The following is a 16,046-nucleotide window of genomic DNA, read 5'->3' as shown; positions in this document are numbered from 1 at the left end:
GTGTTGAGCTCAACGGTGAGTGGGGACTTGGTCGTCGTCGGCGCCGGCATTGTCGGCGCGTCGGTGGCCTATCACGCCGCCCGCGCGGGCGCCGCGGTGACATTGGTCGACACCGGGCGGCCAGGCGCCGGCGTGACGGCGGACTCGTTCGCCTGGGTCGGGGCGTCCGGCGTGCTTCAAGGCCCGGCCGCCGGGCTGCGGGCCACCGCGACGGCGGAGTACCACCGACTCGGGGCCGAGTTGCCGGGACTCCCGGTTACCTGGTCCGGCTCGCTGAGCTGGACCAGGGAGGGCAGTGCGCCGGACGCCGGACCCGGGCAGACGATCGTGGACGCGGCCACCGCGGCGATGCTCGAGCCCGCCCTTCGGCAGCCACCGGAGTGGGCTGTCTGGGCGCCGGGTGACGGCGCCGTTGACTCGGTGGGCGTGACCGAGCGGCTGGTCACGGCCGCTCGCACCCATGGAGCCCGGGTACATCTGGACACGCCGGTTACCGCGGTCCGCCGGGATACAGCGGGCCGGATCACCGGGGTCGAGACGGCGGCGGGATCCCTCTCCGGTGCGACGGTGGTGCTGGCGGCCGGAGTCGCCACGGCCGCGCTGGGCGCGCCGCTCGGCGTGCGCGTCCCGGTCGAACCGTCGCCGTCGCCGCTGTTCCGGCTCCGCGCCCCGGCCGGTCTGGTCCGCACCGTGGTCAACACCGAGGACTTCGATCTTCGGCAGGTCGCCGCGGACCGGCTGATCGCCGCCGCGGACTCGCCCGAACGGACACTTGCCGCCGTCCGGTCCACTTTCCATGGCGCCGGGAGCGTCGAACTGCTCAGCACCCGTCTCGGAGCGCGCCCGATGCCGGCCGACGGTGAGCCGATCGTCGGCCCGGTCGCCGAGGTCCCCGGCCTCTACTTGGCGGTGATGCACTCGGCGGTCACGCTCGCCGCGGCCGTGGGCCGCCTGGTCGCGCGGGAGTTGGTCGACGGCACCGTCGAGCCGGCTCTGTCGGGTTGCCGCCCGGATCGCTTCTGATGGCACGGCCCCGTTGAAGCCTGCCCCGCTGCGGCTCTCGGAGCAGGGCCGCTTGACGTTGAGGTCGTGGTCCCGCTCACGCATGTGGAGGCGCCCGCCGAGGCGCCGGACGCCGCGGACCGCGGCGGTCACCCCGAAGTGTGCACGGAGGGCTTTGAGAACTTCCTGCGGGCCGGGCGCGCGGGTCGGCCGCATGGGCAGCCTGGTCCTGATGCTGATGGGCCAGAACGGGGACCGCGGCCTGCCCGGCGGCAAGCCGAACTGCGGACCTGCGGGGGTGCCGCGTGGTGCGCTTGACAGTAAAATCGAACATCCATTCTCATGGGTGACTGCCGGTGCTTCCCGGGGCCCGGCCGGCGGTGTGGTGCGGTGGGGGCGTCCGGAGAGGTTGGCCGGCGGAGTTTTCCACAGGCCAGGTGGTCGTCGGGACGCGTTGTCAGTGGCAGGGGATAGCGTCTTTGACGTGAAGCGATCGACTCAAGCAAATCGGGTGGAACCCATGGCAGGAACCGACCGCGAGAAGGCGCTCGACGCCGCTCTCGCACAAATTGAACGGCAATTCGGGAAGGGCGCGGTGATGCGCCTCGGCGAGCGGCCGAACGAACCCATCGAGGTCATCCCCACCGGGTCGACCGCGCTCGACGTCGCGCTCGGCGTCGGCGGCCTGCCGCGCGGCCGTGTGGTGGAGGTCTACGGGCCCGAGTCCTCGGGAAAGACGACCCTCACGCTGCACGCGGTGGCGAACGCGCAGAAGGCCGGCGGTGCGGTGGCCTTCGTGGACGCCGAGCACGCCCTCGATCCCGAGTACGCGAAGAAGCTCGGCGTCGACATCGACAATCTGATCCTGTCCCAGCCGGACAACGGCGAGCAGGCGCTCGAGATCGTGGACATGCTGGTCCGCTCCGGCGCGCTCGACCTCATCGTCATCGACTCCGTCGCCGCCCTGGTGCCGCGCGCGGAGATCGAGGGCGAGATGGGCGACTCGCACGTCGGTCTCCAGGCGCGACTGATGAGCCAGGCGCTCCGGAAGATCACGAGCGCGCTCAACCAGTCCAAGACCACCGCGATCTTCATCAACCAGCTCCGCGAGAAGATCGGCGTGATGTTCGGCTCGCCGGAGACCACGACGGGTGGCCGCGCGCTCAAGTTCTACGCCTCGGTGCGTCTCGACATCCGTCGTATCGAGACCCTGAAGGACGGCACCGACGCCGTCGGCAACCGCACCCGCGTCAAGGTCGTCAAGAACAAGGTCGCGCCGCCCTTCAAGCAGGCGGAGTTCGACATCCTCTACGGCCAGGGCATCAGCCGCGAGGGCGGCCTGATCGACATGGGCGTGGAGCACGGCTTCGTACGGAAGGCCGGCGCCTGGTACACGTACGAGGGCGACCAGCTCGGCCAGGGCAAGGAGAACGCGCGCAACTTCCTCAAGGACAACCCCGATCTCGCCAATGAGATCGAGAAGAAGATCCTGGAGAAGCTGGGCGTCGGTGTGCGGCCGGACGCGGCGACGGCCGAGTCCGCGGCGACCCCGGCCGGCGCTCCGGCTCCCGCCGAGGACCCGGCCAAGTCCGTGCCCGCTCCTGCCACCAAGGCCAAGTCGGCCAAGGCGGCCACGGCCAAGAGTTAGTCCGTCCTGTGCCTTATGCGAAGAGGCGGCGGACGGAAAGGCCGGGCGACAGCTCCGACCCGTCGAGGGCCGGGCAGGAGCTGTCGCCCCAGGATCCGGCGGAGCGGGCGCGGGCGATCTGCCTGCGCCTGCTCACCGGGACGCCCCGGACCCGCAAGCAGCTGGCGGACGCGCTGGCCAAGCGGGAGATCCCCGAGGACGTGGCGCAGGAGGTGCTCTCCCGCTTCGAGGACGTGGGACTGATCGACGACGCGGCGTTCGCGGACGCCTGGGTGGAGTCACGGCACCACGGCCGGGGCCTGGCCCGGCGTGCGCTCGCCCGTGAGCTGCGTACGAAAGGGGTGGACGCCACCCTGATCGACGAGGCGGTCGGGCAGCTGGACTCCGACCAGGAGGAGGCGACCGCCCGCGAGCTGGTCGCCCGCAAACTCCGCGCCACGCGCGGTATGGAACGCGACAGAAGGCTGCGCAGGCTCGCGGGCATGCTGGCCCGCAAGGGCTATCCGGAAGGCATGGCGCTCCGGGTGGTCCGGCAGGCGCTGGAGGAGGAGGGGGAGGACACCGAGGGGCTGGACGAGGGCTTCTCCTAGCCACAGCCACAGGACCTGCCCGGCATGGGGAGGGCTGCCCTGCTCGTGCTGGTCGCGACCGCGCTCCCGGGCCGGTAGCGCTTCGGATCCGTCCGGTCGTCTCCGTCCGGTGGTCGACGCGACGGTGGCCGGGCGAGGAGCAGGCCCGGAGTCCCGCTCCGCCCGCTCTGCGCCGTGTCCCGGTCCTCTAGGCCGTGTCCCCGGCCTTCGCGCCGTGCCCGGCCGCGACAACCGGGAGGCCCTCGGCCTTCCACGCCTGGAATCCCCCGACGAGGTCGGTCGCGCGGTGCAGTCCCAGCTGCCGCAGGGACACCGCCGCGAGGCTCGACGCGTACCCCTCGTTGCAGATCACCACCACGCGCAGATCGTGGCTCGTGGCCTCGCGTGCGCGATGGCTGCCCTGCGGGTCGAGCCGCCACTCCAGCTCATTGCGCTCGACGACCAGCGCGCCCGGGATCAGCCCGTCGCGCTCGCGCAGCGCCGCGTACCGGATGTCCACCAGCAGTGCGCCGTTCGTGGCGGCCTCGGCCGCTTCCCCCGGCCCTATTCGGTCCAGGTCCGCACGGACCCGTTCCAGCAGCTCATCGATCCCCACGCGCTCGGCCTCCACGCGCTCGGTCACGGCCTGCCCGGTCACGGGCTGCTCGGACACGGTCCGGTGGTCCGTCACTGCCACTCCTCGGGGCGCTCGACCTGCTCAAGGCGGAGCACGGCGCCCGTGCGGCTGTAGCGACGCATCAGCGGCAGCGGCGGATAGTAGGCGTGTACGGAGACGGCGTGCTCGGCCCCGGACTCGTTGCGTACCTCGTGCACATGGTGCCTGCCGAACGCCCGGCCCTCGCCGGCCGTCAACTGGCGCTCGCGGTCGACGTCCTCGGCCAGTTCCAGGGTCTTCCACCCCTCGGTGGGCAGCCGGGCCGCGAGCGAGTCCTCCTTGAGCGTGCCCGCCGCCGTGGCGAACGCGCCGTGCGAGCCGCCGTGGTCGTGCCAGCCGGTGCCCGTGCCGGGCGGCCAGCCGATCAGCCACGCCTCGCTGCCCGCGGGACCGTTGAGCCGGATCCAGGTACGCCCCTCAGGATCCAGCGGGAGCGAGGACACCAGCTCGGCGTCGGCCGCGCTCCTGCGGACGAAGTCGAGCAGCTCGGCGGGGGTGGGCCCGGCGGCCGGGGGCTTCACGCCGGCGTCGACAGCGCCCGTGGCATCAGCGGCACGACCGGTATCGGCGGCGCCGGTGCCGGATGTGGAGGTACGTACGGGTAGAGACATGGTGACCGTCCTGGGATGTTCGCGAAGAGGTGCCGTCACGGCGCCGCGCGACGAGCGTGTGGAGAGAGGGGCGAATCAACAGGACGGGCGACACACGCAGCCCGCATAGCGGAGCAAGTCCATATGGACTCTCCGCCACAGGCGCACATCGGTGTCAGTCACGTTCCGGAGTACACCATGCGAGCCCGCGACGGTCAATCGATGTTCGCAGTGTGGTCAGGGGGCGTCCGCGGGAACCTCCGTCGGGGTGGAAGGACTGCCTCCGCGCGCCGCGTCCGCCGCCGCGTAGAGATCGGCGGGGCGCACCCCGCCGAACGCCGCCACCAGATGCCCGTCCGGCCGCACCAGCAGCACGGTGTGCGCGGAGGCTCCCGGGTACGCCTCGGTGACCAGCAGCTCGGCACGTACCGGCAGGGCGGTCACCGCCGCCGCCAGCCGCGGCATCACCCCCGCCGTCAGCCAGTGCCGCCGGTCCCACACCCCGGTGCCGGGCGCGACCAGTATCACCAGGTGCAGGCCCCGGCCGAGCCGGTCCCCGAGCCGTACGGTCGTACCGTCCGGCGCGGTCACCCGTACGTCCTCGACGGGCGCGCCGGGAGGCGTACCGACAGCCGTCCGCGCCTCGGCGTGCGGTGGTGCGAGGGGGGAGTGCGGATAGGCGGGCGGTGCCCCCAATGGCCCGTGCCCCAGATGCCCGTCGGCGAGCAGGGTGTCGTGTCCGCGCGTGGCGCCCGGCATGTACGTACGCAGCCCGCCGCCGCCCCGCAGTATCGGCAGCGACTGGTCGGCCGCGCGCAGCCGGGCGGCGACGGCCGTGCGCCGCTCCGCCTGGTAGCTGTCCAGCAGGGTCTCCGACGCCCCGTGGTGCCAGTCCTCGGCGATCTTCCAGGAGAGGTTGCTGACGTCCCGCAGCCCTTCGTCGAGCCCCTGGGTGCCCACCGCGCCCAGCAGATGGGCGGCGTCCCCGGCGAGAAAGGCCCGTCCGGCGCGCCAGCGCCTGGCCAGCCGGTGATGCAGGGTGTAGACGCCCGTGTCGAGCAGGTCGTACGGCGGAGTCTCGCCGCACCAGCCGGCCAGGGTGTCCCGTAAACGCGTCACCAGCGCGTCGGGCGTGACCAGTTCGCCCCGGGAGGGCAGCAGCCAGTCGACCCGCCACACACCGTCCGCGAGCGGCCTGGCGGACACCTCCTCGCCGCTGCCCCGCCAGGGCGGCTGCCGGTGGAGCAGCGCCTCGCCGGGCCAGGGCAGCTCCGCGCGGAGCGCGGCGACCGCGTGGCGCTCCACCGCCGTACGCCCGGGAAAGCGGATACCGAGCAGCTTGCGGACCGTGGACCTGGCGCCGTCGCATCCGACCAGATGGCTGCCGCGCCACCAGGTCGCCCCGGGGCCGCGGGTGTGCACGGTGACGCCGCGGGCGTCCTGCTCCAGCGAGTCGAGCCGGTCGCCGGTGACCACGCGCACCAGCTCCTGGCCCGCGATGGCGCTCCGCAGCCCGCGCGCAAGGGCGTGCTGAGGGATGTGCAGGGGGGTGGGGGCGCCGTCCTCGCCGAGTGGCAGCTCCCGCATCAGCTGCTTGCGCCGCATCAGACGCCAGCCGGTCCAGCGCGCGCCCTCGTCACCGAGGGTGGTGCAGCCGAGCCGGGCCACCAGGGCCGCGGTGTCGGGCCGCAGTATGGCGGTACGGGCCGGACGCGGATCGTCCGTGCCGGTCCCCTCGTCCAGGACGACGGAGGGAACGCCCTGCGCGGCGAGGGCCAGAGAGAGCGCGAGACCGACGGGGCCCGCGCCGGCGACGATCACCGGGTCCACGGCGCGACCCCTCCGGCCCGTGCGGTCATACGGTCAGGGGCGGTAGGAGCCCGATGCGTGATCACAGAACGTATGCAACCCACTGGGGGTGCCCGCGTCAAGCGACAGTCTGGGCGGCGCGTACGCCGCCCAGACCCGCCAGTCCCGTCTGCCTCAGATGCCGCTGCCGTCCCCGGGGCCGGCTGGGGCACCGACCTGTTGTGGCCCATCTGTGCCGAGCACCGCGCCCGTGCTCTTCTTGCCCCGGCGCAGGCGCTTCTCCAGCCAGCCCGCGAAGGTGGTGAGGAGGAAGTTCAGCACGATGTAGATCAGCGCGATGACGACGAGCGTGGCGATGGTGTTGGCGCCGTAGTTCGCGGTGATCGTGCGGTTCTGCGAGAGCAGTTCGGACAGGCCGAGGAGCGCGCCGCCCAGCGCCGTGTCCTTGACGATGACGACGAGCTGGCTGACCAGGGCCGGCAGCATCGCCGTCACGGCCTGGGGCAGGAGCACGTACGCCATGGTCTGGCCCTTGCGCATGCCGATCGCCTTCGCGGCGTCGGTCTGGCCGTTGGGCAGCGTGAGAATGCCGGCCCGGACGATCTCGGCGATGACCGAGGCGTTGTAGAGCACCAGGCCCGTCACCACGGCGTACAGCGGCCGGATGTCGGACGAGATGTCGGTGAACTGCGCGTACGCCGTGGCGGCGAACACCATCATCAGCAGGACGGGGATGGAGCGGAAGAACTCGACGACGGCGCCGACCGGTACCCGTACCCAGGCGTGGTCCGAGAGCCGGCCGATCCCGAGCAGCGCGCCGAACGGCAGGGCTATCACGATGGACAGCGCCGCCGACTTGAGGGTCTCACCGAGCCCCGGCAGCAGATAGGTCGTCCAGACCTTGGCGTCCGTGACGAACGGGTTCCACTTCTCGGACGCCAGCTGGTTCTTGTCGGCCATCTGAACGAGCACCCACCAGGCGGCGAGCGCGAAGACGACCAGGAACACGATCGTGTAGAGGACGTTGCGCCGCTTGGCACGCTTACCGGGAGCGTCGTACAGAACGGACGTGGCACTCATCGCTTCACCGCCACTCGCTTGCTGACCCAGCCCAGAAGCAGACCGGTCGGGAGGGTGAGAACGACGAACCCGAAGGCGAACACCGCGAACACCATGAAGAGTGCGCTGGTCTCGTTCTCGATCATTGTCTTCATCAGCGCCGACGCCTCGGCGACGCCTATCGCCGCGGCGACCGTCGTGTTCTTGGTCAGCGCGATCAGCACGTTGGCCAGCGGCGCCACGACGGAGCGGAACGCCTGGGGGAGCACGATCAGCCGCAGCACCTGGAAGAAGCTCAGACCCAGGGCGCGAGCGGCTTCGGCCTGGCCCACGGGCACGGTGTTGATACCGGAGCGCAGGGCCTCGCAGACGAAGGTGCTCGTGTAGGCGATCAGTCCCAGTACGGCCAGCCGGAAGCCGATGGACTCGAAGTCCCCGCCGCCGAGCGTGATCTGGAGGGTCTGGCCGAGCCCCAGCGAACAGGCGACAAGGACCACCGTCAGCGGGGTGTTACGGACCATGTTGACGTAGGCGGTACCGAAGGCACGCATCAGCGGCACGGGACTGACACGCATCCCGGCCAGCAGCGTTCCCCATAGGAGAGAACCAACTGCGGAGTAGAGGGTGAGCTGCACCGTCACCCAGAAGGCGCCGAGCAGGTCGTACTGCCCGGAATCAAGAAAGTCGAACACGATGCCCCGCGCTCTCCCCTGGTTGGCTGGTCGGTACGCGCCGCCGGACCGGCCGGCGGCGCGTCACTGCTGTCTCAGCTGCCTTCGGTGATCTTCGGGGCAGGCTCGTTCTTGTAGTTGGCCGGACCGAAGTTGGCCTTCACGGCCTTCTCCCAGGAGCCGTCCGACTCCATCTTGGTCAGTGCGGCGTTGATCTTCTTCTGAAGATCGGCGTCGCCCTTCTTGAGGCCGATGCCGTAGGGCTCGTCGCTGAGCTTGAGGCCCGCGAGCTTGAACTTGCCCTGGTGCTCCTGCTGCGAGGCGTAGCCCGCGAGGATGGAGTCGTCCGTGGTCAGGGCGTCAACGGCCTTGTTCTCCAGGCCGGTCAGGCACTCGGAGTAGCCGCCGACGTTCTGGAGGTCGGCCTTCGGCGCGAAGTCGTTCTTGACGTTCTGCGCCGAGGTGGAGCCGGTCACCGAACAGAGCTTCTTGGAGTTCAGGTCGGCGGCCTTGGTGATGGAGCTGTCGTCCGAGCGGACCAGCAGGTCCTGGTGGGCGAGGAAGTACGGTCCCGCGAAGTCGACCTTCTTCTTGCGCTCGTCGTTGATCGTGTAGCTGGCGGCGACGAACGTCACGTCACCGTTGGAGATCAGGTTCTCGCGCTCGGCGCTGGGCGCCTCTTTCCATTCGATGTTCTTGGCGTCGTAGCCCAGTTCCTTGGCGACGTAGGTCGCGACATCGACGTCGAAGCCCGCGAACGTGCCGTCCGGCTTCTTCAGACCGAGGCCCGGCTGGTCGAACTTGATACCGATGGTGATCTTGTCACCGCCGCCGTTGCCGCTGTCGGCGCTGTCGCCGCCGCAGGCGGTGGCGGTCAGGGAGAGGACGACAACGGCGGCCGCCGCGGCGCTTGCCTTGCGAAGCTTCATGCGTGAACTTCCCTCGGGTGAGACGTGAACGAACCGGTTCTGCCGCACTCGGCAGAACCGTGAGCAGAGCCGTGATGAGCCGTGTGAACGATCCGGACGAAAGGATCCGGGCCGGAGAGCCCCGATGAGTGATCCGTGTCCAGAGCGGGGATCAGTGATGCAGGATCTTCGACAGGAAGTCCTTGGCGCGGTCGCTGCGCGGGTTGCTGAAGAACTCGTCGGGCGTGGCCTGCTCGACGATCCGGCCGTCCGCCATGAAGACGACCCGGTTCGCCGCGGAGCGCGCGAAACCCATCTCATGGGTGACGACGACCATCGTCATTCCGTCGCGCGCCAACTGCTGCATGACCTCGAGGACTTCATTGATCATCTCGGGGTCCAGCGCGGAGGTGGGCTCGTCGAAGAGCATCACCTTCGGGCCCATCGCCAGCGCCCGCGCGATGGCGACGCGCTGCTGCTGGCCGCCCGAGAGCTGGGCCGGGTACTTGTCGGCCTGCGAGCCGACGCCCACGCGGTCCAGCAGCGCGCGCGCCTTCTCCTCGGCGTCCGCCTTGCTCGTCTTGCGGACCTTGATCTGGCCCAGCGTGACGTTCTCCAGCACCGTCTTGTGTGCGAAGAGGTTGAACGACTGGAAGACCATGCCGACATCGGCGCGCAGCCGGGCGAGCTCCCTGCCCTCCTCCGGCAGCGGCTTGCCGTCGATCGTGATCGCGCCCGAATCGATCGACTCCAGGCGGTTGATGGTGCGGCACAGTGTGGACTTGCCGGACCCGGAGGGCCCGATGACGACCACGACCTCGCCACGGGCGATGGTCAGGTCGATGTCCTGGAGCACATGCAGCGCGCCGAAGTGCTTGTTCACGTTGCTCAGTACGACCAGGTCGCCCGTCGCGGGCACGGCGCCCTCGGCGCCCTTGGTCACTGACACTCCGCTCATCGGCTTTTTGCTCCGTCCTCCTCGGTTGGGAGGACCTTAGTCACGCACTGCGATCAGCGTCATTACATCTGAGCGGAAATTGAGCATAACGATCCGGCCGCAACCGGACACTCCGTGTGAAGAGGGCGCTGGGAGGAGTACCGGGTGGGTAACGGAAACCTTGGTGTAACGGGAAGACTCTTGACTGACCGTGCGCGATCGGCGTGGATGCCTGGTACGTACTAAGAGCGCATAGAACAGCGCGACCTATCGGGGCGACCGGCGTCGCGACCCGAACCGTGACCTGAAGGGGGCCCGTGAGACTGCTGCTCGTGGAGGACGACGACCATGTGGCCGCCGCCCTGTCGGCCGTGCTCGCCAAGCATGGATTCCAGGTCGTACATGCCCGCAGCGGTGAGGAGGCGCTCCAGGCGGTGCTGCCCGCGGCCAACGCGGGCAAGGCGCCGTTCTCGGTCGTCCTGCTCGACCTCGGCCTGCCCGACCAGGACGGCTACCAGGTCTGCGGCAAGATCCGAAGGATCACCTCGACCCCGGTGATCATGGTGACCGCGCGGGCCGATGTCCGCTCCCGGATCCATGGCCTCAACCTCGGCGCCGACGACTACGTGGTCAAGCCGTACGACACCGGCGAACTGCTCGCCCGTATCCATGCCGTCAGCCGGCGCACCGTGAGCGGGGACGAGCCGGCCCCCGCCCCCGAGGGCGCCCAGCGGCTCGGGCGCCTCAGCCTCGAACTGCCCACGCGGCGCGTGAGCGTGGACGGTACGGCCGTCCAGCTGACCCGCAAGGAGTTCGATCTGCTGGCCCTGCTCGCCCAGCGCCCCGGTGTGGTGTTCGGCCGCGAACAGATCATCAGCGAGGTCTGGCGCACCAGTTGGGAAGGCACGGGCCGCACGCTGGAGGTCCATGTGGCCTCCCTGCGCGGCAAGCTCGGCATGCCGGCGCTGATCGAGACCGTCCGGGGTGTCGGCTACCGCCTGGTCGTCCCCGGCACACACCAGGGGCCGTAACGCCCCGTGCGCACCCGACTACTGCCGCTGCTCATCATCCTCATGGCGGGCGTGCTCCTCGCCCTGGGCTTCCCGCTCGCCGTGAGTCTCGCCGCCGCCGAGCAGCAGCGTGTCGTCGTGGACCGGATCGACGACACCTCGCGGGTCGCGGCCCTCGCCCAGTTCGTCTCCGAGAGCCGGCCGGGCGCCCAGGAACGGCGCGCGATGCTGGAGGCTGAGCTGACCAGGTACTACGAGGTGTACGGGGTCAGGGCCGGCGTCTTCTACCGCGACGACGGCGTCATGGCCCGCGCCCCGGAGGGCTGGAGCGTCCCCGCGGAGGGCCCTGCCCGGCGGTCCTTCGAGGAGGCGCTGCTCGGCCGGCGCAGCGGCGACCCCGAGCAGGTCTGGCCCTGGCAGAACGGCCGGCTGATCGTCGACTCACCGGTCGTACGGGACGGAGATGTCGTCGCCGTGGTGGTGACCGACTCACCGACCGGCCAGATGCGTTCGCGCGTTCTCCGCGGCTGGCTGATCATCGCCGCGGGCGAGGCGGCGGCCATGCTGCTCGCCGTCGGGGCCGCGATCCGGCTGACCGGCTGGGTGCTCCGGCCGGTACGGGTACTGGACGCGGCCACCCACGACATCGCCACCGGCCGGATGAACTCCCGGGTCGCGGCGGCCGGTGGTCCGCCCGAGCTGCGCCGGCTGGCCAGCTCCTTCAACGAGATGGCCGACAACGTCGAGGACGTGCTGGAGCAGCAGCGCGCCTTCGTCGCGGACGCCTCGCACCAGCTGCGCAATCCGCTCGCCGCCCTGCTGCTCCGCATCGAACTGCTCGGCCTCGAACTGCCCAAGGGGAACGCGGAGATCGCCTCCGTACGGACCGAGGGCAGGCGCCTCGCCCAGGTCCTCGACGATCTGCTGGACCTGGCGCTGGCCGAGCACACCGCCGCGGATCTGCGGCTCACCGACATCGGCGAGCTGGCGGCCGAACGGGTCGCGGCCTGGCGGGCGCTCGCCGAGGAGAAGGGCGTCGGGCTCACCGAGCACCGCGCCGCGGTCACCGCCTGGGCCGACCCCATCGCGCTCTCCAGCGCCCTGGACGCCGTGATCGACAACGCGCTCAAGTTCACCCCGGCCGGCGAGGAGGTCACCGTGACGGTGGCCCGCAACGGCACGACCTCGAAGATCGTCATCAACGACGGCGGTCCGGGTCTCACGGACGACGAGCTCGCCAGGATCGGGGACCGTTTCTGGCGCAGCAACCGCGACCAGAACATCAAGGGGTCGGGCCTCGGCCTGTCGATCGCACATGCCCTGCTGGCGGCCGGCGGCGGTTCGATCGACTACGAGCACGGTGAACCGCGCGGACTCCGGGTCACGCTCAGCGTCCCGCGATCATCTCCGACGGCCTGACCCGACGGCCTGACCCGACGGCCTGCCCCGACGGCCTGACGCGTGGTCTGCCCCGACGGGCCTGACGCGTGGTCTGCCCGACAGTCTGCGCCCGGGGGGCCTGCCCCTGCGGCCTGACCGGTGGCCTGATCAGGCGCTCGCGCGGCCTGCGGGCTACGGCTTCTCCGACCGGTAGTACCGCTTGGCGCCCTCGTGCAGCGGCAGCGGGTCCGTATAGATCGCCGTCCGCAGATCCACCAGCTGCGCCGGATGCACCTCGTCGCCTATCCGGTCCCGGCTGTCGATGACCGTGCGGGTGAAGCCCTCCGTCAGCCCGGCGCTCATCCGGTCGGTGGTCACCAGCAGATTCGCCACCGCGACCGTCGGTACCGCCATGCCGTCCTGCGCCTTGCCGTAGGCGTCGGCGGGTATCACCGCGGAGCGGTAGTAGCGGGACGCCGCCTCGCCCGAGGCATGCAGCCTGTCCACCAGCGAGGACTCCAGCGGCACGAGCCGGATGTCGAAGCGCTCCGACAGGTCCTGCACCGCGCCGGTGGGCAGCCCGCCCGACCAGAAGAAGGCGTCCAGCTCGCCCCGTTCGAGCAGGCCCGGCATGGTGTCGATCCCGACCGAGAACGGGACGATGTCCTTCCGCGGATCGAGATCCGCCGCGGACAGCACGCGGTCCGCTATCAGCCGGACCCCCGAGCCCTCCTGCCCCACGCCCACCTTCTTGCCGCGCAGACCGGCGGTGGAGCGGATGTCCGAGTCCTTCGCGACGACCAGCTGCACATAGTCGTCGTACAGCCGCGCGCAGCCGCGCAGCCGGTCCGCGCCCGGCTTGCCGTCCTTCTGGTACTTGGCGACGGCGTCGGCGGTGGCGATGGTGAAATCGGCCTCGCCTGCCGCCACCCACGCGATGTTCTGCTGCGAGCCCTCGCTGGTCCTGAGCTGTATCGACACATCCGGCAGATCACGGGCGAGATCCTGCTTCAGGAGCGTTCCGTACCGCTGGTAGACCCCGGTCTTCACGCCCGTGCTGAACGTGACCGAGCCGGTCGGCGACGAGGTCCCGATCGGCAGCAGCCACCACAGCAGCAGCCCGAGCAGCACCAGCAGCGCGGCGGCGCCCCGGAGGGCGCGGCCGCGGCTGACACGGGACATGGGGCCGAACATGCCACGATCCTGTCAGCTCACTCCCCGTAATGGCCAGGCCTTGTCTTCTGCTCGCCACGGGCTCCGCGGGGAATCCCCGGACAGCCGAACCGCGTGACCCCTTACCCTGGTGGGCGAGATGAGCGCGAAGACTTACGAGGTACGCACCTACGGGTGCCAGATGAACGTCCACGACTCCGAGCGGCTGTCGGGCCTGCTGGAGGGAGCCGGATACGTCCGCGCGCCCGAAGGCTCCGACGGGGACGCGGACGTCGTTGTCTTCAACACCTGCGCGGTGCGGGAGAACGCCGACAACAAGCTCTACGGCAACCTCGGCCGCCTCGCGCCGATGAAGACCAAGCGGCCGGGCATGCAGATCGCCGTCGGCGGCTGCCTGGCGCAGAAGGACCGCGACACGATCGTGACGCGCGCCCCCTGGGTCGATGTCGTGTTCGGTACGCACAACATCGGCAAGCTGCCGGTGCTGCTGGAGCGCGCGCGGGTCCAGGAAGAGGCCCAGGTCGAGATCGCCGAGTCGCTGGAGGCATTCCCCTCCACGCTGCCGACCCGCCGCGAGTCCGCCTACGCCGCGTGGGTCTCCATCTCCGTCGGCTGCAACAACACCTGCACCTTCTGCATCGTCCCCGCGCTGCGCGGCAAGGAGAAGGACCGCCGCCCCGGCGACATCCTGGCCGAGATCGAGGCGCTGGTCGCCGAGGGCGTCTCCGAGATCACGCTGCTGGGCCAGAACGTCAACGCGTACGGATCCGACATCGGCGACCGCGAGGCGTTCTCCAAGCTGCTGCGGGCCTGTGGCGCGATCGAGGGCCTGGAGCGGGTCCGCTTCACCTCACCGCACCCGCGCGACTTCACGGACGACGTGATCGCCGCGATGGCCGAGACGCCGAACGTGATGCCGCAGCTCCATATGCCGCTCCAGTCCGGCTCGGACACCATCCTGAAGGCGATGCGCCGCTCGTACCGGCAGGACCGGTATCTCGGCATCATCGACAAGGTGCGCGCCGCCATCCCGCACGCCGCCATCTCCACCGACATCATCGTGGGCTTCCCGGGCGAGACCGAGGAGGACTTCGAGCAGACCCTGCGGGTCGTACGCGAGGCACGCTTCGCGCAGGCGTTCACCTTCCAGTACTCCAAGCGCCCCGGGACCCCGGCCGCCGAGATGGAGGGGCAGATCCCCAAGGCGGTCGTCCAGGAGCGCTACATGCGGCTGTCCGCCCTCCAGGAGGAGATCTCCTGGGAGGAGAACAAGACGCAGGTCGGCCGGACTCTGGAGGTCATGGTCGCGGAGGGCGAGGGGCGCAAGGACGGCGCCACGCACCGGCTCTCCGGACGCGCCCCCGACAACCGCCTCGTGCACTTCACCAAGCCGGACGAGGAGGTGCGTCCCGGCGATGTGGTCACCGTCGAGATCACCTACGCCGCGCCGCACCATCTCCTCGCCGAGGGACCGACGCGGAAGGTACGCCGTACCCGCGCCGGAGACGCCTGGGACCGCCGGAACGCGACCGAGGCGGCGAAGCCCGCGGGCGTGCTGCTGGGGCTGCCCACGGTCGGGGTGCCGGCCCCGCTGCCGGCGGTGACGGGCGGCTGTTCCGTCGAGTGACGGGGCACCGGCCTCCGGGCGGACGGGACTTCTGACGGACGGGTCCCCGGCCCTGCTCGTCTAGGCTGCGGATCATGCTCGTAGCCGCCGCCGTGTGTCCCGGCCCGCCCCTGCTCGTACCCGCCGTGGCCGCCGGAGCCGCCCCCGAACTCGATGCCGCGCGCGCCGCGTGTGCCGATGCCCTCGGGGTGCTGGCGGCCGCCAGGCCGGACCGGCTGATCGTCATCGGGACCGCCGAGCCGGACCGCCGTGGGGAGCACCCTTCGGGGACCACCGGGTCCTTCCGCGGCTTCGGCGTGGACCTCGATGTCGTCCTGGGCACGGACACGGCCGCGGCGGACGCCGGGGCCGGTGAAAGCCCCGGCCGTGAACTGCCCGTGTCCCTGGCCGTCGCGGCCTGGCTGCTCGAACACACCCACTGGACGGCCGCTCCCGTCAGCGGACTGGGCGTGGGGGAGCCTCTCGACACCGAGCGCTGCCTGCGGACGGGCCGGGGGATCGCCGCGGGGGACGGCCGGCTGGCGCTGCTGGTGATGGGCGACGCCAGCGCGTGCCGTTCCTTGAAGGCGCCGGGCTATCTGGACGAACGGGCGGCCGGATTCGACGAGGAGGCCGCCAGGGCCCTGGGTACGGCGGACGTGGCGGCGCTGAAGGCGCTGGACGCGGAGCTGGCGTACGCGCTCAAGGCGGCGGGCCGGGCGCCCTGGCAGGTGCTCGCGGGCGCGGCCGAAGGGGCCGGCCTGGGCGGCGAGCTGCTGTACGAGGCCGCGCCCTATGGCGTGGGGTATCTCGTCGCGGCCTGGTCGTAGGGCCGTTAGTGCCCTCCCGGCGCCGGGACGGTCGTAGTGCCCTCCCGGCGCCGACGGGCGGCGACAGCCGGCCCGCTCCGGAGGGCGTAGCGCCACGAGGGCACGAAAGACGACGGCCGCGAAGCGCCGTGAAGCGCCTCGCGGCCGTCCCGGCCGGTGTTGTCCGGCCATTCTGTGC

15 protein-coding genes and 1 pseudogene are annotated in these 16,046 nt (G+C 70.9%); 7 read left to right on the top strand and 9 right to left on the bottom strand.

Annotated features, from left to right (window positions below):
• Positions 1-15 precede the first annotated feature (15 nt).
• The 3 genes and pseudogenes from ACIOGX_RS17950 to recX form a co-directional block, all read left to right on the top strand.
• Positions 16-1,023, top strand: coding sequence for an NAD(P)/FAD-dependent oxidoreductase (locus tag ACIOGX_RS17950; protein ID WP_401914173.1), 1,008 nt, complete (start codon positions 16-18; stop codon positions 1,021-1,023).
• A 499-nt stretch (positions 1,024-1,522) separates the two neighbouring features.
• Positions 1,523-2,650, top strand: coding sequence for a recombinase RecA (recA, locus tag ACIOGX_RS17945; RefSeq protein WP_401914170.1), 1,128 nt, complete (start codon positions 1,523-1,525; stop codon positions 2,648-2,650).
• Positions 2,566-3,240 (top strand): annotated as a pseudogene (gene recX / locus ACIOGX_RS17940) (recombination regulator RecX); the annotation flags it as partial. The gene recA and the pseudogene recX, both read left to right, overlap by 85 nt.
• Before the next feature lie 187 nt (positions 3,241-3,427).
• Here recX and ACIOGX_RS17935 read toward each other — a convergent pair.
• The 8 genes from ACIOGX_RS17935 to ACIOGX_RS17900 form a co-directional block, all read right to left on the bottom strand.
• The gene (locus ACIOGX_RS17935) at positions 3,428-3,892 is read right to left on the bottom strand and encodes a rhodanese-like domain-containing protein (protein ID WP_401914267.1); all 465 of its coding nucleotides are present in this window, start codon (positions 3,890-3,892) and stop codon (positions 3,428-3,430) included.
• Between the two features lie 14 nt (positions 3,893-3,906).
• Positions 3,907-4,506, bottom strand: a complete 600-nt coding sequence (locus ACIOGX_RS17930) for a cysteine dioxygenase (protein WP_356511925.1) — start codon at positions 4,504-4,506, stop codon at positions 3,907-3,909.
• Between the two features lie 75 nt (positions 4,507-4,581).
• Positions 4,582-4,653, bottom strand: coding sequence for a putative leader peptide (locus ACIOGX_RS17925; protein WP_310851512.1), 72 nt, complete (start codon positions 4,651-4,653; stop codon positions 4,582-4,584).
• Positions 4,654-4,722: 69 nt separating this feature from the next.
• Positions 4,723-6,315: an FAD-dependent monooxygenase gene (locus tag ACIOGX_RS17920; protein ID WP_356511924.1), complete on the bottom strand. Its 1,593-nt coding sequence runs from the start codon at positions 6,313-6,315 to the stop codon at positions 4,723-4,725.
• Between the two features lie 153 nt (positions 6,316-6,468).
• Positions 6,469-7,374 (bottom strand): amino acid ABC transporter permease, encoded by a 906-nt coding sequence (locus ACIOGX_RS17915; protein ID WP_356511922.1) that lies wholly within the window; start codon positions 7,372-7,374, stop codon positions 6,469-6,471.
• Positions 7,371-8,045, bottom strand: coding sequence for an amino acid ABC transporter permease (locus ACIOGX_RS17910; protein WP_356511920.1), 675 nt, complete (start codon positions 8,043-8,045; stop codon positions 7,371-7,373). The genes ACIOGX_RS17915 and ACIOGX_RS17910 overlap by 4 nt, the downstream gene beginning before the upstream one ends.
• 74 nt (positions 8,046-8,119) lie before the next feature.
• A complete protein-coding gene (locus ACIOGX_RS17905; RefSeq protein ID WP_129773643.1) occupies positions 8,120-8,953 on the bottom strand; it encodes a glutamate ABC transporter substrate-binding protein in 834 nt (277 codons plus the stop codon).
• Positions 8,954-9,104: 151 nt separating this feature from the next.
• Positions 9,105-9,890 (bottom strand): amino acid ABC transporter ATP-binding protein, encoded by a 786-nt coding sequence (locus tag ACIOGX_RS17900; protein ID WP_129773642.1) that lies wholly within the window; start codon positions 9,888-9,890, stop codon positions 9,105-9,107.
• A 296-nt stretch (positions 9,891-10,186) separates the two neighbouring features.
• On the opposite strand from ACIOGX_RS17900, the gene ACIOGX_RS17895 reads away from it, so the two are divergent.
• Entirely contained in the window at positions 10,187-10,900 is a 714-nt protein-coding gene (locus ACIOGX_RS17895; RefSeq protein ID WP_356511916.1) for a response regulator transcription factor, read from the top strand.
• 6 nt (positions 10,901-10,906) lie between these two features.
• The gene (locus ACIOGX_RS17890; RefSeq protein ID WP_383967503.1) at positions 10,907-12,298 is read left to right on the top strand and encodes a sensor histidine kinase; all 1,392 of its coding nucleotides are present in this window, start codon (positions 10,907-10,909) and stop codon (positions 12,296-12,298) included.
• Positions 12,299-12,451: 153 nt separating this feature from the next.
• Here ACIOGX_RS17890 and ACIOGX_RS17885 read toward each other — a convergent pair whose 3' ends face one another.
• Positions 12,452-13,453 (bottom strand): TAXI family TRAP transporter solute-binding subunit, encoded by a 1,002-nt coding sequence (locus ACIOGX_RS17885; protein WP_401914165.1) that lies wholly within the window; start codon positions 13,451-13,453, stop codon positions 12,452-12,454.
• Positions 13,454-13,571: 118 nt separating this feature from the next.
• Here ACIOGX_RS17885 and miaB point away from each other — a divergent pair, with 118 nt between their 5' ends.
• Entirely contained in the window at positions 13,572-15,059 is a 1,488-nt protein-coding gene (gene miaB / locus ACIOGX_RS17880; protein ID WP_401914162.1) for a tRNA (N6-isopentenyl adenosine(37)-C2)-methylthiotransferase MiaB, read from the top strand.
• Positions 15,060-15,133: 74 nt separating this feature from the next.
• A complete protein-coding gene (locus ACIOGX_RS17875) occupies positions 15,134-15,868 on the top strand; it encodes a hypothetical protein (protein WP_401914159.1) in 735 nt (244 codons plus the stop codon).
• Positions 15,869-16,046: the final 178 nt, after the last annotated feature.

This window comes from Streptomyces sp. NPDC088147 (assembly GCF_044741565.1).
Taxonomy (GTDB): domain Bacteria; phylum Actinomycetota; class Actinomycetes; order Streptomycetales; family Streptomycetaceae; genus Streptomyces.
Note: the sequence above shows the minus strand (reverse complement) of the source record. Positions and strands in the feature narration are given on the sequence as shown.